The organism is Streptomyces sp. NPDC020983 (genome assembly GCF_044333485.1).
In the GTDB taxonomy this organism is placed as follows: Bacteria; Actinomycetota; Actinomycetes; order Streptomycetales; family Streptomycetaceae; genus Actinacidiphila.
On record NZ_JBIRRA010000006.1, the window covers coordinates 412,610 to 433,526 of the forward strand.

Genomic DNA, 20,917 nt, shown 5'->3' on the forward strand with positions numbered 1-20,917 from the left:
GCTGACAGGTGAGGAAATGATCGGTCGCATTCCCGTACTCGACGTCCGGCCGCTGGTGGACTGCGGCCGGCGGCCGGCGAAGGCCGTCGTCGGCGAGACCTTCGAGGTGACGGCCACGGTGTTCCGCGAGGGGCACGACGCCGTCGCCGCCAACGTCGTGCTGCGCGACCCGGCGGGCCGATCGGGGCCGTACACCCCGATGCGCGAGCTGGAGCCGGGCAGCGACCGCTGGGGCGCGCGCGTCACGCCCACCTCCGAGGGCCGCTGGTCCTACAGCGTGGAGGCGTGGTCGGATCCGGTGGCGACCTGGCGGCACACCGCTTCGATCAAGATCCCGGCCGGCATCGACACCGAACTCGTCCTCACCGAGGGGGCGCTGCTGTACGAGCGGGCCGCCGCCGGGGTGCCGAAGAACGACGGCCGGCCGGCCGTCCTCGCCGCCGTCGACGGGCTGCGCGACGCCAAGCGCCCCGCCGCCGCCCGGCACGCCGCCGCGCTCGCCCCCGAGGTCGTCGCCGTCCTGGACCGGTACCCCCTGCGCGAGCTGGTGACCGCCACCCGGCCGCAGCCGCTGCACGTGGAGCGGCAGCGGGCACTGTTCGGCTCCTGGTACGAGTTCTTCCCGCGCTCGGAGGGCGCGGTCGTCGAGGACGGGGTGCCGGTGCGGCACGGCACCTTCCGCACCGCCGCCGAGCGGCTGCCGGCCGTCGCCGCGATGGGCTTCGACGTCGTCTACCTGCCGCCGATCCACCCGATCGGCAGCGCCTTCCGCAAGGGCCGCGACAACGCCCTGACGGCCGGCCCGCACGACGTCGGCTCGCCGTGGGCGATCGGCTCGCCCGAGGGCGGGCACGACGCGATCCACCCGGAGCTGGGCACCCTGGAGGACTTCGACCGCTTCGTGGCCCGCGCCCGGGAGCTGCGGATGGAGGTCGCGCTGGACTTCGCCCTCCAGTGCTCGCCGGACCACCCGTGGGTCGAGAAGCACCCGGAGTGGTTCGCGCACCGCGCCGACGGCTCGATCGCCTACGCCGAGAACCCGCCGAAGAAGTACCAGGACATCTACCCCGTGGCCTTCGACGCCGACTTCTCCGGCATCGTGCGCGAGACGCTGCGGGTGCTGCGGCACTGGATGGCGCACGGGGTGCGGATCTTCCGGGTCGACAACCCCCACACCAAGCCGGTGGTCTTCTGGGAGAAGGTCATCGCCGACGTCAACCGCACCGACCCGGACGTGATCTTCCTGGCGGAGGCCTTCACCCGCCCGGCGATGATGAGCGCCCTCGGGCAGATCGGCTTCCAGCAGTCCTACACGTACTTCACCTGGCGCACGGGCAAGGAGGAGCTGGAGGACTACGTCCGCGAGCTGAGCGGCGAGAAGGCCGCGTGGATGCGGCCGAACTTCTTCGTCAACACTCCCGACATCCTGCACGCCTATCTTCAGACCGGAGGCCGTCCGGCCTTCGAGGTCAGGGCGGTGCTCGCGGCGACGCTCTCCCCCAGCTGGGGCGTCTACGCGGGCTTCGAGCTGTGCGAGGCGGCCTCCGCCGCGCCCGGAAGTGAGGAGTACCTGCACTCGGAGAAGTACGAACTGCGGCCGCGGGACTGGGCGGCGGCCGAGGCCGAGGGGCGCTCGCTGGCCCCGCTGATCACCACGCTCAACCGGTTGCGCCGCCGTCATCCGGCGCTCCAGCAGCTGCGGGACATCACGTTCCACCCGGTGGACAACGGCGCCCTGCTCGCCTACTCCAAGCGCCGCGGCGACGACGTCGTACTGGTGGTCGTCAACCTGGACCCGTTCCACACCCAGGAGGCGACCGTGTCGTTGAACATGCCGGAGCTCGGCCTGTCCTGGCACGACTCCGTGCCGGTGCGCGACGCGCTCACCGGCGAGACCTACCACTGGGGCAGGGACAACTATGTGCGCCTTGAGCCGGGCCGTGCGCCCGCGCACGTCCTGTCGCTGCGACCTACTCCATCGATCGGAGGGTCACTCAGTTGATCGTCAACGAACCCGTCCCTGACACCTTCGAGGACACACCGGCCAAGGACCGTGATCCCGACTGGTTCAAACGGGCGGTGTTCTACGAAGTCCTCGTCCGCTCCTTCCAGGACAGCAACGGCGACGGCGTCGGTGACCTGAAGGGGCTCACCGCCAAACTCGACTACCTGCAATGGCTGGGCGTCGACTGCCTGTGGCTGCCGCCCTTCTTCGCCTCCCCGCTGCGCGACGGCGGCTACGACGTCGCCGACTACACCGCGGTCCTGCCGGAGTTCGGCGACCTGGCGGACTTCGTGGAATTCGTGGACGCCGCCCACCAGCGCGGCATGCGCGTGATCATCGACTTCGTCATGAACCACACCAGCGACCAGCACCCGTGGTTCCAGGCGTCCCGCAACGACCCCGACGGCCCGTACGGCGACTACTACACCTGGGCCGACGACGACAAGCAGTTCTCCGACGCCCGGGTCATCTTCGTCGACACCGAGGCGTCCAACTGGACCTTCGACCCCGTCCGCAAGCAGTACTACTGGCACCGCTTCTTCTCCCACCAGCCGGACCTCAACTACGAGAACCCGGCCGTGCAGGAGGAGATCCTCGGCGCCCTGCGCTTCTGGCTCGACCTCGGCATCGACGGCTTCCGGCTCGACGCGGTCCCGTACCTCTACCAGGAGGAGGGCACCAACTGCGAGAACCTGCCCCGCACCCACGACTTCCTCAAGAAGGTGCGTGCCGAGATCGACGCGCAGTACCCGGACACGGTGCTGCTCGCCGAGGCCAACCAGTGGCCCGAGGACGTCGTCGACTACTTCGGCGACCTCCGCAAGGGCGGCGACGAGTGCCACATGGCCTTCCACTTCCCCGTCATGCCGCGGATCTTCATGGCGGTACGGCGGGAGTCGCGCTACCCGGTCTCGGAAATCCTGGCCAAGACCCCGGCCATCCCCGACACCTGCCAGTGGGGCATCTTCCTGCGGAACCACGACGAGCTGACCCTCGAAATGGTCACCGACGAGGAACGCGACTACATGTACGCGGAATACGCCAAGGACCCGCGGATGCGGGCCAACATCGGCATCCGCCGCCGGCTCGCGCCGCTGCTCGACAACGACCGCAACCAGATCGAGCTGTTCACCGCGCTGCTGCTGTCGCTGCCCGGGTCGCCCATCCTGTACTACGGCGACGAGATCGGCATGGGCGACAACATCTGGCTCGGCGACCGCGACGCCGTGCGCACCCCCATGCAGTGGACGCCGGACCGCAACGCGGGCTTCTCCTCCAGCGACCCCGGCCGGCTCTACCTGCCGACGATCATGGACCCGGTCTACGGCTACCAGGTCACCAACGTCGAGGCGCAGATGAGCTCCCCCAGCTCACTGCTGCACTGGACCCGGCGGATGATCGAGATCCGCAAGCAGAACCGTGCCTTCGGCCTCGGTTCGTACACCGAGCTGACCTCCAGCAACCCGGCCGTCCTCGCCTTCCTCCGGGAGGACGGCGACGACCTGGTGCTGTGCGTCAACAACTTCTCGCGCTTCGCCCAGCCCACCGAGCTGGACCTGCGCAGCTTCGCCGGATCCCACCCGGTGGAACTGATCGGCGGGGTCCGCTTCCCGGCGATCGGCCAGCTGCCGTACCTGCTCACCCTCGCAGGCCACGGCTTCTACTGGTTCCGGCTGCGCCGCGACGCGTCATGACGGCGGGGGGCCGGACGGGTCCGGCCCCCCGCACCCGGGGCCCCCGGCCGCCGGCCCCGTGCGGAGGCGCCCGGGTAGCGGGCCTGACGCACCTTTGGCAGGATCCAGGTATCCAGCCGCACATCCGGCGGAACCGGCTTCCCCGCACACCCCGTTCGCCGCGCCGCCGCGCACGGCGGGCGTGCACCGCGGCAGCCGGACTGTTACGCGGGCGGGCCGTACGGCGGTTTCCTGTCACCCGCCCGGGGCAGGCTCCCCGTGTCGCCGGACAGCCCGAACCCGACATCCGGGAGGCTGGCGCCCCCGCCGCTCGTGGAAGCAGCCGGGTGCGCGACTCCCCGGGGAAAGGACGTCATGTCGGACCGCTCCTGGACCCGCGTTCCCTCCACCCCGCCCTCGGAAGAGCCCCCTTCGCCCCCGCCGGGTGCGGCGCCCGGCACGCACGCCGCGCCGGGCGGGCACACCACCGCCGCGCCGGGCAAGGGCGCCGTCGCCTCCGCACCGGCGGGGCAGGCCCCTGCCGCGCCGGCCGAGCCCGCCGGGGCCGCGCAGGCCGCCGCGGCGCCGGGCACGGGAACGGTCACCGGCACGCCCGGAGCCGGGCTCGTCCCGTCGCTGGAGCCGCTGCTGCGGTCCTGGCTGCCGCGGCAGCGGTGGTTCGCCGGCAAGGGGCTGGCCATCACCGGCTTCCGGCTGGCCGCCGCCACCGAGCTCGTACCGCCCGGGGGGCGCCTCGGGCCGGTCGGTCTGCTGCACCTGCTGGTCGACGTCGAGCAGCCGGGCCGCCCCGCCGACTGCTACCAACTGCTGCTCGGCGCCCACCCCCTGCTGCCCTCCGCGCTCATCCGCAGCGCGCTCGGCCCGGCCGTCGGCGGCCCGTACGACGGGCTGACCCTCTACGACGCCCCGCACGACCCGCGGCTCGCCGCCCTGCTGCTGGAGCGCCTCAGCCTGCCCGGCCGCACCGGCCCGCTGCGCTTCACCACCGAACGGGACGCCGTCTTCCCGCCGGGGCTCGCGCCGCGGGTGTCGACCGCCGAGCAGTCCAACACCTCGCTCGTCTACGGCGACACCTTCATCCTCAAGCTCTTCCGCCGCGTCTCGCCGGGCACCAACCCGGACCTGGAGCTGTCCCTCGCCCTCGCACGGGCCGGTTCGCGGCGGGTGGCCGCGCCCGTCGCCTGGTTCGAGTCGCTGCCCGCCGCCGCCGGGGCCGAGCCCGTCACGCTGGGCGTGCTCCAGCGCTATCTGCCCGGCTCCGCGGACGGCTGGGCCCTCGCGCTCGCCTCCGTCGCCGACGACGGCGACTTCCGGGCCGAGGCCGCCGCGCTCGGCCGCGCCACCGCCGAGGTGCACGCCTCGCTCGCGGCCGCGCTGCCGGCCCACCCGCTCGACGGGCCCGCGCTCGAACGCGTCGCCGCCGGTATGGCCCGGCGGCTCGACGAGACCGCCGCCGAGGTCCCGGCCGTCCGCCCGTACGCCGGCGCGCTGCGCTCCGCCTTCGACGACCTCGCGCGCCTCGGCGCCGCCGCACCGCTCGGCGGCCCCCCCGTCACCGCCCAGCGCATCCACGGCGACCTGCACCTCGGCCAGGCTCTGCGCGGGCCGGACGGGGAGTGGGTGCTCATCGACTTCGAGGGCGAGCCGGCCCGCCCGCTGGCCGAACGCCGCAGGCCCGCGCCGCCAGTGCAGGACGTCGCGGGGATGCTGCGCTCCTTCGACTACGCCGCCCACCACAGCGGCAACGGTCCCTGGGCGGAGCGCCACCGCGCCGCCTACTGCGCCGGATACGCCGCCGTCTCCGGCACCGACCCGCGGGAGCAGCCCGTGCTCATACGGGCCTTCGAGACGGACAAGGCGGTGTACGAGGCGCGGTACGAGGCACGGCACCGTCCGGCATGGCTGCCGATCCCGCTGTCCGCGCTCGCGCGACTCGCTTCGGCCTAGCCCCCCCCGTCCTGCGGGACCCGTCCCGCATCCGTACGCCCGCCCGAGGAGAATCCGTGACCCCCGAATCCACTCCGCCCGGCGGCCTCCCCGAGGCCGCTGCCCGCGGCTACGACGCCACCACCCCCCACCCGGCGGCCTCGGGCCGCGCCCCGCAGCCCGCTCCTCCCGCGGAGGAGGACGCCCACCAGGGGCGCGGGGAACTGCGCGCTCAGCCCCCCAGCGGCCGGTGGGCCGGAAACGGCAGCGACAGCCCCGTGCGGCCGGCCCCCACCCGTGCCCCGCTGGAAGCCGAGCGCGCAGTTCCCCGCGCCCCTGACAAGCCCTCCCCCGGCACGGCGGGGCGCAGCGCCCCCGCAGGGGAAGGACGCTCCCCCGGCGCGGCAGCAGGCAGCGCCCCCGCGGGCGCAGGCCCCGCCGCGCCGGCCCCGGTGGAAGGGGCCCTCTCCGGGGAGGACCGGCGGCGGCTCCTCGCCGGCGAGCACCACGACCCCCACAGCGTGCTCGGGGCGCACCCCGAGAAGGGCGGCCTCAGGGTGCGCGCCCTGAAGCCCTACGCCACGAAGGTCACCCTCGTCGCGGACGGGCTGCGCGTGGAGCTGGAGCCGGAGGGCGACGGGCTGTTCAGCGCGCACCTGCCGCTCGCGGCCGCGCCCGCGTACCGCCTGGAGGTGCGCTACGACTCCGCCGAGGTCACCGGTGACGACCCCTACCGCTTCCTGCCCTCGCTCGGCGAGCTGGATCTGCACCTGATCGGGGAGGGCCGGCACGAGCAGCTGTGGAAGGCGCTGGGCTCGCAGGTCATGACGCACGGCGGCGTGCGGGGTACGCGCTTCGCGGTGTGGGCGCCGAACGCCCGCGGGGTGCGGCTGGCGGCGGATTTCACGTACTGGGACGGCACCGCGCTGCCGCTGCGCAGCCTCGGCGCGTCCGGCGTGTGGGAGCTGTTCGTGCCGGGCGTGGGCGCGGGCACGGCGTACAAGTACGAGATCACCGGCCCGGACGGGCAGCGCCGGATGAAGGCCGATCCGATGGCGCGGGCCACCGAGGTGCCGCCGGCGACGGCGTCGGTCGTGACGGAGTCGGCGTACGAGTGGCGTGACGGGGAGTGGATGGCGCACCGCGCGGACGTCCCCGTGCACCGCGCGCCCTTCTCCGTCTACGAGGTGCACCTGCCCTCGTGGCGGCCGGGCCTGGGCTACCGCGACCTCGCGGACGTGCTGCCCGCGTACGTCAAGGACCTGGGCTTCACGCACGTGGAGCTGATGCCGGTCGCGGGTCACCCGTTCAGCGGCTCGTGGGGCTACCAGGTCACGTCGTACTACGCCCCGATGCCGCGGCTGGGCTCGCCGGACGACTTCCGCTACCTGGTGGACGCGCTGCACCGCGCCGGGATCGGCGTGATCATGGACTGGGTCCCGGCGCACTTCCCCAAGGACGACTGGGCGCTGGCCCGCTTCGACGGCGAGCCGCTGTACGAGCCGGCCGACCCGCGGCGCGCCGAGCACCCGGACTGGGGGACGCTGGAGTTCGACTTCGGCCGCACCGAGGTGCGCAACTTCCTGGTCGCCAACGCGGTGTACTGGTGCGAGGACTTCCACATCGACGGCCTGCGGGTGGACGCCGTCGCCTCCATGCTCTACCTGGACTACAGCCGCGAGGGCGGCGACTGGGTCCCCAACGCGTACGGCGGCCGGGAGAACCTGGACGCGGTGGCCTTCCTCCAGGAGATGAACGCCACCGTCTACCGCCGCTGCCCCGGCGTCGTGACGATCGCGGAGGAGTCGACGGCGTGGGACGGCGTGACGCGGGCGACGCACCACGTGGGCCACACCGGTTTCGGCGGCCTCGGCTTCGGCCTGAAGTGGAACATGGGCTGGATGCACGACTCGCTGGGCTACCTCGCGCACGAGCCGGTGCACCGCAAGTACCACCACGACGAGATGACGTTCTCGATGGTGTACGCCTACAGCGAGAACTACGTGCTGCCGATCTCGCACGACGAGGTCGTGCACGGCAAGCGCTCCCTGGTGTCCAAGGCGCCCGGCGACTGGTGGCAGCAGCGCGCGACCGAGCGCGCGTACCTCGGCTTCATGTGGTCGCACCCGGGCAAGCAGCTGCTGTTCATGGGCCAGGAGTTCGCGCAGGGCGGCGAGTGGTCGTACGAGACCGGCCCCGACTGGTGGCTGCTCGACCCGGCCTACGAGGCCTCCGCCGACCACCGCGGGGTGCAGCACCTGGTGCGCGACCTCAACGCGATCTACGCGGCCACGCCCGCCCTGTGGCAGCGGGACACCGACCCGGGCGGCTTCGAGTGGGTGGAGGGCGGCGCGGCCGAGGACAACGTCTTCGCCTTCCTGCGCCTCGACACCGCCGGTGAGCCGCTGCTGTGCGTGAGCAACTTCTCCCCCGTCGTCCGGCACGACTACCGGCTCGGCTCGCCGGCCGGGGTGTGGGCGCCGGTGCTGAACACCGACGAGGCGCGCTACGGCGGCAGCGGCGTGCTGCTGCCGGACCACGTCAAGACCGAGCCGGCGCCGTACCAGGGGCGCCCCCACTCGGTGGTGCTGACGCTGCCGCCGCTGGCGACGGTGTGGCTGCGGCCGGACCACGCCTGAGGGGCCGGGCGGGGAGGAGGCTCAGAAGACCGACTCGGCCTCCTCCATCCGGTCCTCCGGCACCGTCTTGAGGTAGGTGATCGCGTCGGCGAGCGGCACGGTGTCGATCCGGGTGCCGTGCAGCGCCGTCATGTGGCCGAAGGCGCCCCTGTGGGCGGCCTCGACGGCGTGCCAGCCGAAGCGCGTGGCGAGCACCCGGTCGAAGGCGGTGGGCACCCCGCCGCGCTGGACGTGGCCCAGGATGACCGGACGGGCCTCCTTGCCGAGCCGGTGCTCCAGCTCGCGGGCGAGGGTCGTGCCGATGCCCTGGAAACGCTCGTGGCCGAACTTGTCGATCTCGCCGACGCCGTAGTCCATGGTGTCCTTGGCCGGGTGCGCGCCCTCGGCGACGCAGATCACGGCGAACTTCTTGCCGCGCGCGAAACGCTCGGTGACCATGTCGACGAGGTCGGCGGGGTCGAAGGGCCGCTCGGGTACGCAGATGCCGTGCGCGCCGCCGGCCATGCCGGCCTCCAGCGCGATCCACCCGGCGTGCCGCCCCATCACCTCGACGACCATGACCCGCTGGTGGGACTCCGCGGTGGTCTTGAGCCGGTCGATGGCCTCGGTCGCGACGGTCACGGCGGTGTCGAAGCCGAAGGTGCGGTCGGTGCCGCTGATGTCGTTGTCGATGGTCTTGGGCACCCCGACGACGGGCATCCCGGCGTCGGAGAGCATGCGGGCCGCGGTGAGCGTGCCCTCCCCGCCGATCGGGATGAGCACGTCGATGCCGTAGCGGGAGCACAGCTCGTCGGCGGAGGCCGCGGCCTCGCGGAGCCGGTCGCGCTCCAGCCGGGCCGAGCCGAGGACGGTGCCGCCGCGGGCGAGGATGCCGCTGACGGAGTTGAGGTCGAGCGGGCGGAAGCGGCCTTCGAGCAGGCCGACGAAGCCGTCCTCGAAGCCGATGACCTCGTCCGTGTGCCCGGTCACCGCGCGGTGCACGACCGACCGGATGACGGCGTTGAGGCCGGGGCAGTCGCCGCCGGCGGTGAGGACTCCGATACGCATGGGGATGGCTCTCCGTCAGGGGGTGGGTCAGGGGCTGCGCGGGATCAGCGTGCTCTCGGTGATCCGGCCGGCCACGTAGTCGTTCACGTTGCGCAGCGTGGCGGCGACGATCTCCTCGACCGCGTCCACCGTGTAGTAGGCCTGGTGCGACGTGATGAGGACGTTGGAGAAGGTCAGCAGCCGGGCGAGCACGTCGTCGGTCATCACTTCGAGTGACTTGTCGTAGAAGAAGACGCCCGCCTCCTCCTCGTAGACGTCCAGTCCGACACCGCGGAGCCGCCCCGCGCGCAGCGTCTCCACGAGCGCCGAGGAGTCGATGAGGGCGCCGCGGCTGGTGTTGATCAGCAGCGCGTCGTCCTTCATCTCGCCGAGCCGCCGGGCGTCGACCAGGTGGTGGGTGGAGGGCGCGAGCGGGACGTGCAGGGTGATCAGGTCCGCCTCGCGGAAGAGCCGGTCCAGCTCCACGTAGGTCATGCCGAGCGCCTCGCACTCCGGATTGGGTGTGAGGTCCCAGCCGAGCAGCCGCATGCCGAAGCCGCGGGCGACCGCGGTGAAGGCGGCGCCGATCCGGCCCGTGCCGACGACGCCGGCGGTACGGCCGTGGAAGTCGCGGCCGAGCAGGCCGTCCAGCCGGAAGTCGAAGTCGCGGGTGCGGCTCGCGGAGCGCACGATGCGCCGGTCGAGGGCGAGCGCGAGGGTCCAGGCGAACTCGGCGACCGAGTACGGCGAGTAGGCGGCGACCCGCGAGACCGTCATGCCGAGGCGTTCGGCGTGGGCGATGTCGATGTTGTTGTAGCCGGTGGAGCGCTGGGCGACGAGCTTGGTGCCGCCGCGTACCAGGCCCTCCAGGACGGCCGCGTCCAGCACCGCGTTGACACTCGTCGAGACGGCCTCGTAGCCGGCGGCCAGCGGCAGCGTGTCGGCGGTGAGCGTCGTCTCCAGGCAGCGGATGTCGTGCCGCCCGGCGAAGGCGGCCTCCAGCAGCGGCCGCTCGTCGCGCTGCACCCCGGTGGCCAGGACGTCCATCGCACCGCCCTCCTCGCTCGCTCGTCTTCACCCTACGTGCACTGTGCGGCGATCCCGGTCAGTGCGCATCCGGGCGGTGCCGTACGGGCCACCGGCCGCACGGGCGGTGGTGTAAAGACACGGTAACGATGCGCGGTGCGGGCCTCGGCGGGCATCGGCCGCGCGGGCGCGTTAGCGTCGTGACGTACGCGGGCGGCTGCCCGGATACGGGGAAGACGAAACGGAGTAATCGGGTGACGCGCAGCGTCTACGTCACGGGGGTCGGCCGTGGCGACGGCCGCCAGGTGGTCGAGCTGGGAGTGATGGAGCTGCTGACCCGGCAGGTGGACCGGGTCGGCGTCTACCGGCCGCTGGTGCACGACACGCCGGACCGCATCTTCGAGCTGCTGCGCAGCCGCTACCGGCTGGCGCAGGACCCGGCAACGGTCTTCGGCATGGGCTACGAGGAGGCGGCCGAGCTCCAGGCCGAGCAGGGCCAGGAGGCGCTGACGGCCCGGCTGGTGGAGGGGTACCTGCGGGTCGCCGCGGAGTACGACACCGTGCTGGTGCTCGGCTCGGACTTCGCCGGCACCAGCCTTCCGGCCGAACTCGCGGTCAACGCCCGGCTGGCCAACGAGTGCGGCGCGTCGGTCATCGTCGTCATAGGGGAGCGCGCGCAGACCGCCGAGTCGGTGGCGGCGGAGGTGCGCAACGCCCACCACGCGTACACCAGCCTGGGCTGCGACGTCATCGCGATGGTCGCCAACCGGGTGGAGCCGGCCGAGGCGGCCGAGACCGCCGAGCGGCTGGCCCGCTTCACGAAGGTGCCGGTCTACGTGCTGCCGGACGAGCCGGCGCTGCGGGCCCCGACGGTGTCGCAGATCGCCGAGGCGCTCGGCGCGGAGGTGCTGCTCGGCGACGACGCCGGGATGGCGCGCGACGCGCTGGACTTCGTCTTCGGCGGCGCGATGCTGCCGACCTTCCTGCCGAAGCTGACGCCGGGCTGCGTCGTGGTCACCCCGGGCGACCGGGCCGATCTCATCGTGGGGGCGCTCGCGGCGCACTCGGCGGGCACCCCGCCGATCGCCGGGCTGCTGCTGACGCTCGACGAGAAGCCCGGCCCGGACATACTGAACCTCGCCGACCGCCTGGCCCCCGGCACCCCCGTGCTGGCGGTCTCCACCGGGTCGTTCACGACCGCCGCGGGCCTGTTCACCCTCGACGGCAAGCTCGGCGCGGGCACCCCGCGCAAGGCGGAGACCGCGCTCGGGCTCTTCGAGACGCACGTGGACACCGCGCAGCTGACCGAGCGGCTGTCGGTGGCGCGCTCGGCCCGGGTGACGCCGATGATGTTCGAGCACGCGCTCATCGAGCGGGCGCGCGCCGACCGGCGGCGGATCGTGCTGCCGGAGGGCGCCGAGGAGCGCATCCTGCGGGCCGCGGAGGTGCTGCTGCGGCGGGGCGTGTGCGACCTGACGCTGCTGGGCGAGGAGGACGCCGTCCGCAAGAAGGCGGGCGACCTCGGCATCACCCTGGACGACCCCGGCCTGCAGGTCGTGGACCCGCAGACCTCGCCGCTGCGGGATCGTTTCGCCGATCTCTACGCGAAGCTGCGCGCGCACCGCGGGGTGACGTACGAGCTGGCGTACGACGTCGTCGCGGACGTCTCCTACTTCGGCACCCTGATGGTGCAGGAGGGGCTCGCGGACGGCATGGTGTCCGGCGCGGTGCACTCGACGGCGGCGACCATCCGGCCGGCCTTCGAGATCATCAAGACCCGGCCGGGCGCGGCCATCGTCTCCTCGGTCTTCTTCATGTGCCTGGCCGACAAGGTCCTCGTGTACGGCGACTGCGCCGTCAACCCCGACCCGGACGCCGAGCAGCTGGCCGACATCGCCATCCAGGCCTCGGACACCGCGTCGCGTTTCGGCGTGGAGCCGCGGATCGCGATGCTGTCGTACTCGACCGGCACCTCCGGCACCGGCGCGGACGTCGACAAGGTCCGCGCCGCCACCGAGCTGGTGCGCGCCCACCGCCCGGAGCTGCTGGTGGAGGGCCCGATCCAGTACGACGCGGCGGTGGCGCCCTCGGTCGCGGCCACCAAGATGCCCGGCTCGGCCGTCGCGGGGCAGGCCACGGTGCTGGTCTTCCCGGACCTGAACACCGGCAACAACACCTACAAGGCCGTGCAGCGCTCGGCGGGCGCGGTCGCGGTCGGCCCCGTCCTCCAGGGCCTGCGCAAGCCCGTCAACGACCTGTCGCGCGGCGCGCTGGTCCAGGACATCGTCAACACGGTCGCGATCACCGCGATCCAGGCACAGCAGGGGGACTCCCAGTGAGTACGTCGGTGCGCGGGACGCGGGTGCTGGTGCTGAACTCCGGCTCGTCGTCGGTGAAGTACCAGCTCATCGACATGGCGGACGACGAGCGGCTGGCGTCCGGGGTGGTGGAGCGGATCGGCGAGCCCGGCGGGGCCGCCGACCACGGCGAGGCGCTGCGCACGGTCTCCGACGAGCTGCGCGGCCGCGGGCTCGGCCTGGACTCGCCGGAGCTGGCCGCCGTCGGCCACCGGGTGGTGCACGGCGGCACCCGCTTCACCGAGCCCACCCTGGTCACCGACGAGGTGCTGGCCGGCATCGAGGAACTGGTGCCGCTCGCACCGCTGCACAACCCGGCGAACATCACCGGCATCAGGGTCGCCCGCGAGCTGCGCCCCGACCTGCCCCAGGTCGCGGTCTTCGACACCGCCTTCCACGCGACGCTGCCCGAGGCCGCGGCCCGCTATGCGATCGACACCGCGACCGCCGACCGCTTCGGCATCCGCCGCTACGGCTTCCACGGCACCTCGCACGCGTACGTCTCCCGCGCCACCGCCCGGCTGCTCGACCGGGACCCGGCGGACGTCAACACCATCGTGCTGCACCTGGGCAACGGCGCCTCGGCGTCCGCGGTGCGCGGCGGGGTGTGCGTGGACACCTCGATGGGCCTGACCCCGCTGGAGGGCCTGGTGATGGGCACCCGCTCCGGCGACCTGGACCCGGCGGTGGTCTTCCACCTCCAGCGGGAGGGCGGGATGAGCACCGACGAGATCGACCGGCTGCTCAACAAGCGCTCCGGTCTGCTGGGCCTGTGCGGTGCCAACGACATGCGGGAGATCGGCCGCCGGATGGCGGAGGGCGACAAGGCGGCGCAGCTCGCCTTCGACGTCTACGTGCACCGGCTGCGCCGCTACGTGGGGGCCTTCACGGCAGTGCTGGGGCGGGTCGACGCGATCGCCTTCACCGCGGGCGTGGGCGAGAACTCGGCGGCTGTGCGCGGGGCGGCCCTGTCCGGTCTGGACAGTCTGGGTGTCACCATGGATCCGGTGCGCAACGCCGTCCGCGGCCACGCGGCCCGCCTGGTGTCGGCCGATTCGTCCCGGGTGGCCGTCGCGGTGGTCCCCACCGACGAGGAGCTGGAGATCGCCCGCGATACTTACGCACTGGCGGCCGCCCCGCAGGGCGGCTGACCGCCCCACTGCCACGCGAAGCCCCAGGAATATTCCGGAGCGGAACAAACCGATAGGATAGCGCCCATGCGCCGAGCCAAGATCGTCTGTACCCTGGGTCCCGCCGTCGACTCCTACGACCAGTTGAAGACACTGGTGGAGGCCGGCATGAACGTGGCCCGACTCAACTTCAGCCACGGCAGCCACGCCGAGCACGAGGGCCGTTACAGCCGCGTGCGCAAGGTGGCCGAGGAGACCGGCAGGGCCGTGGGCATCCTCGCGGACCTGCAGGGCCCCAAGATCCGGCTGGCCACCTTCGCCGACGGACCCGTGGAACTGGTCGCGGGCGACGAGTTCACCATCACCACCGAGGACGTCCCCGGCGACCGCACCATCTGCGGCACCACGTACAAGGGCCTCCCCGGTGACGTCTCGCAGGGCGACCCGATCCTCATCAACGACGGCAACGTCGCGCTGCGCGTCATCGAGGTCGACGGCCCGCGGGTGCGCGCGCTCGTCGTCGAGGGCGGTGTCATCTCCGACCACAAGGGCATCAACCTGCCCGGCGCGGCCGTCAACGTCCCGGCGCTGTCCGAGAAGGACATCGAGGACCTGCGCTTCGCGCTGCGGATGGGCGTCGACATGATCGCGCTGTCCTTCGTGCGCGACGCCAAGGACGTCCGCGACGTGCACCGCGTGATGGACGAGGAGGGCCGCCGGGTCCCCGTCATCGCCAAGGTGGAGAAGCCGCAGGCGGTCAAGAACATGGAGGACGTCGTCATGGCGTTCGACGCCGTGATGGTCGCCCGCGGCGACCTCGCGGTGGAGTACCCGCTGGAGCAGGTGCCGGTCGTGCAGAAGCGGCTGGTCGAGCTGTGCCGCCGCAACGCCAAGCCGGTGATCGTCGCGACCCAGATGATGGAGTCGATGATCACCAACTCCCGCCCCACCCGCGCCGAGGCCTCCGACGTGGCCAACGCGATCCTGGACGGCGCCGACGCGGTCATGCTCTCCGCGGAGTCCTCGGTCGGCAAGTACCCGGTCGAGACGGTCAAGACGATGTCCCGCATCGTCGAGGCCGCCGAGGAGGAGCTGCTCTGCCGCGGCCTCCAGCCGCTGGCGCCGGGCAAGAAGCCCCGCACCCAGGGCGGCGCCGTCGCCCGCGCGGCCGCCGAGCTCGCCGACTTCCTGGACGCCAGGACGCTGGTCGCCTTCACCAAGTCCGGCGACACCGCCCGCCGCCTGGCCCGCTACCGCGTGCCCGAGCCGGTCGTGGCCTTCACCACCGACCCCTCGACCCGCAACCAGCTCGCCCTGACCTGGGGTGTCGAGTCCTTCGTCGTCGAGCACGCCGACACCACCGACGACATGGTCAAGATCGTCGACCGGGAGATGCTCAAACTCTCCGACTTCACCGAGGGCGACACCGTCATCATCACCGCCGGCTCGCCCCCCGGCGTCCCCGGCACGACCAACCTCGTCCGCGTCCACCACCTGGGCGCCTGAGGTCCCCCGCCCTCCGGCGGGACACCAGCACGGCCGGCGGCCCCGGGGAGCACTCCCCCGGGGCCGCCACCCGTTGTCCCCACGGGGTTCACCCGATCGCCACATCGGGCACAATGGCGCTCGGGCGCAACGGCGTTGGACGCGAACGGGACGTACTGCGGGGGACTGGATGGCGCGTACACAGCACGGACCACGAGCGGTGGCCGAGGGAACCGCGGAGGTGGTCGCGTCCCTCCAGGAGGAGATCCTGGCGGTGTACGAGGAGGGGCTCCGGCTGGCCGGAGCGGCGGCAGGACCCGGCGGCACGGACGGGGCGCTCGCGGACGCGCGCGCCCTGCTCACCGCCGCCCCCTCGTGGCGCGGGCTCGAGACGACCCTCCGGCGCACCCTCGACGAGCAGGGCGCGGCCGAGCGGGGCCGGATACCGCAGGCCGCGGCCGACGAGCGCCGGCGGATCGCCCGCGAGCTGCACGACCGGCTGGGCTACTGCCTGAGCCTGACGCAGCGGCAGCTGGAGCTCTACGACATCCGGCGCGTCGCGGACCCGGTCGCCGCGGAGGGCTCCTGGGAGACCGCGCAACGGGCCCTCCAGGACTCGATGCGGCATCTACGCGCGGTGACCTGCTCGCTGTACGAGCGGCAGCCCCCGCAGGGCCTCGAAGCGGCGCTGCGCGACTTCCTCCGGGACGCCGGCACCGGCGGGGTCCCGGTCACCCTGCACGTCCACGGGGACGAGTCCTGGGCGCCGCCGAGAGTCCTCGACGAGAGCTTCCTGGTGCTGCGGGAGGCCGTCCGCAACGCGCTGGCCCACGCCCGGTCCAGCTCCCTGCGCGTCAGCGTCGACATCACGCCCTACGAGCTGTGCGGCACCGTCCTCGACAACGGCCGCGGGTTCGACACCACCCGGCAGTCCCGGGGGAGCTGCGGCCTGGCCTCCATGGCCGAGCGGACCGAGACGCTCGGCGGGCACCTGCTCTGCACGAGCCTGATCGGCGTCGGCACCAGGATCCGTCTCACCGTTCCGCTGATCGGGCGCGGTCTCGGGCATGTCGCCTGACCCCCGGATCCGGGTCCTGCTGGTCGACGACCACACGCTGGTGCGCGACGGTCTGCGCGAGATCCTGGACTCCTACGACGACCTGGTGGTGGTCGGCGGCGCCGCCACCAGCGACGAGGCGGTGGCGCAGGCCGGGCGGCACCTGCCGGACATCGTGCTGCTCGACGTGGACCTGCGCGACGGCGAGGTGACCGGGACGGTACGCGCGATCCGGGACGTCTCGCCCGCCTCGCGCGTCATCATCCTCAGCATGTTCGAGGAGCCCCGGCTGGTGCGGCAGCTGGTCGCCGCCGGGGTGCGCGGCTACCTGCTCAAGAGCGTCAACCGGCACGAACTGGTCTCCGCCGTCCGCGGCGTGGGCCGCGACGCGGAGCGCATGGTGCTCTCCGTGTCGCACGAGACGCTGGTCCGGATGCACTCCGGCACCTCCGGCGCCGGGCTGTCGGACCGCGAGCTGGAGGTGCTGGAGCTGGTCGCCCTGGCGCTGAGCAACAGCCAGGTCGCCGACCGGCTGGCCGTCACCGAGGCCACGGTCAAACGGCACCTGCGGAACGTCTTCGCCAAGCTCGGTGCGGTGTCGCGGATCGACGCGGTGAACAAGGCGGTCGACGCGGAGCTGATCACGCCCGCCGGCGCGCGGCGTACGCCCGGCCGGGGCTGACCGCCCGCTCCGGGGCCGCCGCGGCAGGCGGCCCCGGAGCCGGGCCGGCGCTACCAGCCGGTGCCGGTGAGCACCCGTTCGGGGCCGGAGAAGTCCGGGCCCGCGTAGCGGAACAGCTCGCCCGTCGCCGCCTTGGTGGCGAGGATGTCGGGCACGCCGTCGCCGGTCAGGTCCCCCACCGGCGTGATGTCCGCCATCGAGGTCCAGCCGCTGCCGATCTGCACCGCGCCGCCACTGGGGAAGCCGGGGCCGGGCAGGCGCAGCAGGGCGCCGCCGGCGTCGACGGCGAGCAGGTCGGGCACGCCGTCCCCGGTCATGTCACCGGTCCCGGCCAGCTGGCCGTAGGTGTCCCAGCCGGTGCCGACCAGGACCCGGGACGGGCCGCTGTAGTCGGGCCCGGTGTAGCGGTAGGCGTCACCGGTCGACAGCGAGACCGCCACGACGTCCTGCGAGCCGTCCCCGTCCGGGTCGCCCACGGCGCTGACGCCGGCCATGCCGTTCCATCCGGTGCCGATCTGCACCCTGCTGCCGCCCGCGAAACCGGGGCCCGAGTAGCGGAACAGCCGTCCGTCGCCGTCGACGGCGAGCAGGTCGGGCACGCCGTCCCCGGTCAGGTCGCCGGTCCCGGCGATCCGGTCGTAGACGTTCCAGCCGGTGCCGACCCGCACCCGCGTGGCGCCGCTGTAGCCGGGGCCGGTGTAGCGGTAGAGGTCGCCGGTGGCGCGGGCGATCGCGACGACGTCCCGGCCCGTCCCCTTCCCCGGGTCCCCGACGGCCGCCGCGCCCGACATCCCGGCCCACGAGACGGCGCCGCGGTAGAGCTGGTGGTCGGAGACCGACGCGTCGCGGGGCAGCACGTCGCCCCGCGCGGCCCTGAAGTAGCGCTCCCCGAACATCAGGTAGTCGAGCTTGTAGGCCGCCGTGCCGGTGTAGGTCGTCTCGCCCGACCGGCAGTACGTGCGCGCCGCCGGGTCGCACACCCCCTGGTCGAAGTGGTCCTTGTCCGTCTCGTCGGCCTCGGCGAAGCGGCCGTGCCCGCCGTCGCCGACGCTGCGGGCGTAGAACTCGCTCATCGACGTCCTGCGCGGCGCGGCGTTGAAGTCGCCGCCGAGGATGACCGGGGTGCCGCCGTCCTCCCACTCGGCGGCCTGGCCGGCGAGCTTCACCGCCTCCGCCTGGTTGAGGGCCTCGTCCTTCCAGTACAGGTGGACCGAGCACGCCCAGGTCTCCCGGCGCTGCAGGGTGGTGCGCACGCACGGGACGAGGATCTTCTCCACCTCGGCGCCGGCGGTCAGCGACAGCACCGTCGAGGCCAGGACCGGCCCCTTGACGAAGAGCGCCACCCCGTAGTCGTAGGCACCCTTGCAGGCGGTGGCGCTCTTGCCGGCCGCGATCGTCGCGGTGAACATCCCGTGGTAGCCGAGCGGCTCCACGCGGCTGCCGATCGCGTCGTACTGGTTCCTGCACACCTCCTGCAGGAAGATCGCGTCGGCGTTCCAGCCGGTCGCCGACGTCTGGGCCACCACCGCGTTCTCCCGGTTGGCCCGGCTGTCGCCCGGATTGCTGTTCGGACAGGCGCTGCCGCAGATGTTGTAGGTGGCCACGTGCAGGGTCTGCTCGGTGGTGACCGGCAGGGAGTCCGCCCGCGCGGGCGCCGGCAGCGCCAGCAGCGGGAGGAGCACCAGCAGCAGGAGCAGGAGCGGGCCGGGTGCGGACCGCCGGCGGGCGGGGCGGGCGCTCGCCGGGGGCGTCGGGCCTACCATCCCGTCCCCGCCTCCGTGCGGCTGCCGCCGTCGAGCCCGGGACCCGCGTAGCGGTAGAGCGTCCCGGTGCCGATCTTGACGGCGAGCAGGTCGGGGGTGGCGCTGCCGGTCAGGTCACCGGGGCTCACCAGGCGCGTCATGGTGTCCCAGCCGTCGCCGACCTGGACCTTCGCCGGGCCGCTGAAGTCCGGGCCCGCGTAGCGGTAGAGGGCGCCGTCCGTACCGGTCGCGAGGATGTCCGGCCGGCCGTCGCCGGTCTGGTCACCGACCGCGGCGAGCGTGTGGTAGACGTTCCAGCCGGTGCCGATCTGCACCCGGGTGTCACCGCTGAAGTCCGGCCCGGAGTAGCGGTAGAGGGCGCCCGTCGACTTCTTGACGGCGATCAGGTCCGGGGTTCCGTCCCCGTCCAGGTCGCCCGCGGCGGTGACGTTGCCCATCGAGTTCCAGCCGGTGCCGACCTGCGTCCGGGTGCCGCCCCGGAAGTCGGGGCCCCAGTAGCGGTAGAGGTCGCCGGAGGGGGTCTGCGCCAGGAGGTCGTCGTGGCCGTCGCCGTTCAGGTCCCCGACGCCCGTCAGGGTCTGGAACGCGTTCCAGCCGGTGCCGATCTGCACCCGGGTGTCACCGCTGAAGTCCGGCCCGGAGTAACGGTAGAGGTTGCCCGTCGGCCGGCCGACCGCGACCAGGTCGGGCCTGCCGTCGCCGGTCACGTCGCCCACCGCGGCGGCCCGGGACATCGCCGAGGACACGCCGACGTCGAGGACGTCGCGGTCGATGGCGATGGTGACGCCGCCGTGCGTCTCGGTCACCTGGCCCGCGTACTGGTGGATGCGCTGGTGCGCCGTCCAGTTGCCCGCCGGGACGGCCGGTTCGGCGGTGTCGGCCACGCCGTTCCAGTGGCCGATGAACAGCACGTCCGGCTGGACGAAGTCGCTGCCCGCCTCACTCGCGAGGTCGGTGACGACGGAGGACGCGCTGCCGTAGACGCCGGAACTCCAGCCACGGGCGTGCAGTTCGGCGTCCCACGCCGACACGAACGCCAGCACCTCGTCCCGGTAGCCGGCCGCGTATTCCTCCATGTCGTCGTAGAGGACGCTGCCCGGGCTGAAGCCGAGCGCCTCCGCGTCCGCGATCGCGTCGGCGGCGGCCGCCTTGCCCTGCGCGGCCGGGGAGGTGAGCGAGTGCGCCTGCGGACCGTCGTAGAGCGGCATGAAGTGCCAGCCCGCGGCGGCCTGCTGCTGGACCCAGGAGGCCGTCAGGTTCGGCTGCCTGCACGGAAGCGTCGGGCCGCCGATGTAGATGCCGACCGAGCCGTACGGGGAGGACTCCTTCCACGCCTGCATCGCCGAACCGCTGGGCGCCGAGCAGGCCTCGAAGCCCTTGCCCGTGAAGTCGGTGACCGACGGCGGCAGGGCGGCGACCGCCGCCGTGGCGGCCGGCGCCGTGGTGAGGGCGGCCGTGGCCGGCAGCCCGCTGTCGGCCAGGACGCCGCGGACCAGCGCCGGGTCGGTCGCGTAGGCGGCCGTGACGCGCACGCCGGGGGCGGCGACCGTGAGCTCGTGGTCGGCGGCGGACTGCGCACTGCCCGCGGGCACGGACAGCGGCGCAGGCTCGACCAGCACCGCGTCCGTCCTGCCGATGAGGTGGGCCGGGCAGTCCTGGGCGGCACCGGGCGTCCCCAGGTACAGCGCGTGCCGGTCGAACCGCACGCAGGCGGAGGGCTGTTCGGTGAGGTCCACGACCTGCCAGCCGGCCGGGACCTTGAACCGGTAGCCCTGGTAGGCGACCGTCCGGGTGGCCGCCGGGCCGGCGGAGTCCGCGTGGGCGGGCGCGAGGCCGACCGCCGCCAGCAGGGCGGCGGCCCCGGCGGCGACGGCGCCGAGCCGGCGTCCCGGACGTATCCGGCCCCGCACGGGGGGCGCGGGGTCCGTGACGCCGGTACGCGAGCCGGCGCGGGCTCTTCCGGCGGAGGTGGGGCGGGGGTGCGGGCGCACGAAGGTGTTCTCCTGTCCTGTGGATGTGGGAGTCGCGGGAGGGGGGTACGCGGGCGGGCCGCGGTGCTGCCGCGGGCTCGGCCGGCGGCAGGCGCGGGCCGTCCGCGGGGTTCCCCGCGGCGATACTCGGGGGTCC

13 protein-coding genes are annotated in these 20,917 nt (G+C 73.4%); 9 read left to right on the forward strand and 4 right to left on the reverse strand.

Annotated elements, in window-relative coordinates; genetic code table 11:
* Positions 1-16: 16 nt before the first annotated feature.
* From ACH4SE_RS16090 to glgB, 4 genes are all read left to right on the forward strand, one after another.
* A complete protein-coding gene (locus tag ACH4SE_RS16090; RefSeq protein ID WP_398543993.1) occupies positions 17-2,002 on the forward strand; it encodes an alpha-1,4-glucan--maltose-1-phosphate maltosyltransferase in 1,986 nt (661 codons plus the stop codon).
* Positions 1,999-3,699: a maltose alpha-D-glucosyltransferase gene (treS, locus tag ACH4SE_RS16095; RefSeq protein ID WP_398543994.1), complete on the forward strand. Its 1,701-nt coding sequence runs from the start codon at positions 1,999-2,001 to the stop codon at positions 3,697-3,699. Before ACH4SE_RS16090 ends, treS begins: the two co-directional genes overlap by 4 nt.
* Positions 3,700-4,053: 354 nt before the next feature.
* A complete protein-coding gene (locus ACH4SE_RS16100; RefSeq protein WP_398543995.1) occupies positions 4,054-5,646 on the forward strand; it encodes a maltokinase in 1,593 nt (530 codons plus the stop codon).
* Between the two features lie 56 nt (positions 5,647-5,702).
* On the forward strand, positions 5,703-8,264 hold the full coding sequence (gene glgB / locus ACH4SE_RS16105; protein ID WP_398543996.1) for a 1,4-alpha-glucan branching enzyme: 2,562 nt from the start codon (positions 5,703-5,705) through the stop codon (positions 8,262-8,264).
* A 21-nt stretch (positions 8,265-8,285) separates the two neighbouring features.
* Here the strand turns inward: glgB and ACH4SE_RS16110 are convergent, their stop codons facing one another.
* Positions 8,286-9,311, reverse strand: a complete 1,026-nt coding sequence (locus tag ACH4SE_RS16110; RefSeq protein ID WP_398543997.1) for an ATP-dependent 6-phosphofructokinase — start codon at positions 9,309-9,311, stop codon at positions 8,286-8,288.
* A gap of 27 nt (positions 9,312-9,338) precedes the next feature.
* Complete coding sequence (locus ACH4SE_RS16115) at positions 9,339-10,337, reverse strand: 2-hydroxyacid dehydrogenase (protein WP_398543998.1); 999 nt, start codon at positions 10,335-10,337, stop codon at positions 9,339-9,341.
* Between the two features lie 233 nt (positions 10,338-10,570).
* On the opposite strand from ACH4SE_RS16115, the gene pta reads away from it, so the two are divergent.
* The 5 genes from pta (at position 10,571) to ACH4SE_RS16140 (ending at position 17,027) form a co-directional block, all read left to right on the forward strand.
* Positions 10,571-12,655, forward strand: coding sequence for a phosphate acetyltransferase (gene pta, locus ACH4SE_RS16120; protein ID WP_398543999.1), 2,085 nt, complete (start codon positions 10,571-10,573; stop codon positions 12,653-12,655).
* Between the two features lie 8 nt (positions 12,656-12,663).
* Positions 12,664-13,824: an acetate/propionate family kinase gene (locus ACH4SE_RS16125; RefSeq protein ID WP_398544105.1), complete on the forward strand. Its 1,161-nt coding sequence runs from the start codon at positions 12,664-12,666 to the stop codon at positions 13,822-13,824.
* Between the two features lie 66 nt (positions 13,825-13,890).
* Positions 13,891-15,309: a pyruvate kinase gene (gene pyk, locus ACH4SE_RS16130; RefSeq protein ID WP_398544000.1), complete on the forward strand. Its 1,419-nt coding sequence runs from the start codon at positions 13,891-13,893 to the stop codon at positions 15,307-15,309.
* Positions 15,310-15,508: 199 nt separating this feature from the next.
* Complete coding sequence (locus ACH4SE_RS16135; protein ID WP_398544001.1) at positions 15,509-16,366, forward strand: sensor histidine kinase; 858 nt, start codon at positions 15,509-15,511, stop codon at positions 16,364-16,366.
* Positions 16,356-17,027, forward strand: a complete 672-nt coding sequence (locus tag ACH4SE_RS16140; RefSeq protein ID WP_398544002.1) for a response regulator — start codon at positions 16,356-16,358, stop codon at positions 17,025-17,027. The genes ACH4SE_RS16135 and ACH4SE_RS16140 overlap by 11 nt, the downstream gene beginning before the upstream one ends.
* A gap of 50 nt (positions 17,028-17,077) precedes the next feature.
* Here the strand turns inward: ACH4SE_RS16140 and ACH4SE_RS16145 are convergent, their stop codons facing one another.
* Positions 17,078-18,790 carry an FG-GAP-like repeat-containing protein gene (locus ACH4SE_RS16145; RefSeq protein ID WP_398544003.1) on the reverse strand — a complete coding sequence of 571 codons (1,713 nt, stop codon included), beginning with the start codon at positions 18,788-18,790 and terminating at the stop codon, positions 17,078-17,080.
* Positions 18,784-20,781, reverse strand: coding sequence for a glycoside hydrolase domain-containing protein (locus tag ACH4SE_RS16150; protein WP_398544004.1), 1,998 nt, complete (start codon positions 20,779-20,781; stop codon positions 18,784-18,786). The genes ACH4SE_RS16145 and ACH4SE_RS16150 overlap by 7 nt, the downstream gene beginning before the upstream one ends.
* Between the last annotated feature and the right edge of the window lie 136 nt (positions 20,782-20,917).

Bases quoted from the DNA above. Each gene is read 5' to 3' on its own strand.
- ACH4SE_RS16100 (WP_398543995.1), top strand. From the start codon at position 4,054: ATGTCGGACCGCTCCTGGACCCGCGTTCCCTCCACCCCGCCCTCGGAA.
- pyk (WP_398544000.1), top strand. From the start codon at position 13,891: ATGCGCCGAGCCAAGATCGTCTGTACCCTGGGTCCCGCCGTCGACTCC.
- ACH4SE_RS16110 (WP_398543997.1), bottom strand. From the start codon at position 9,311: ATGCGTATCGGAGTCCTCACCGCCGGCGGCGACTGCCCCGGCCTCAAC.
- ACH4SE_RS16145 (WP_398544003.1), bottom strand. From the start codon at position 18,790: ATGGTAGGCCCGACGCCCCCGGCGAGCGCCCGCCCCGCCCGCCGGCGG.
- ACH4SE_RS16090 (WP_398543993.1), top strand. From the start codon at position 17: ATGATCGGTCGCATTCCCGTACTCGACGTCCGGCCGCTGGTGGACTGC.
- ACH4SE_RS16115 (WP_398543998.1), bottom strand. From the start codon at position 10,337: ATGGACGTCCTGGCCACCGGGGTGCAGCGCGACGAGCGGCCGCTGCTG.
- ACH4SE_RS16140 (WP_398544002.1), top strand. From the start codon at position 16,356: ATGTCGCCTGACCCCCGGATCCGGGTCCTGCTGGTCGACGACCACACG.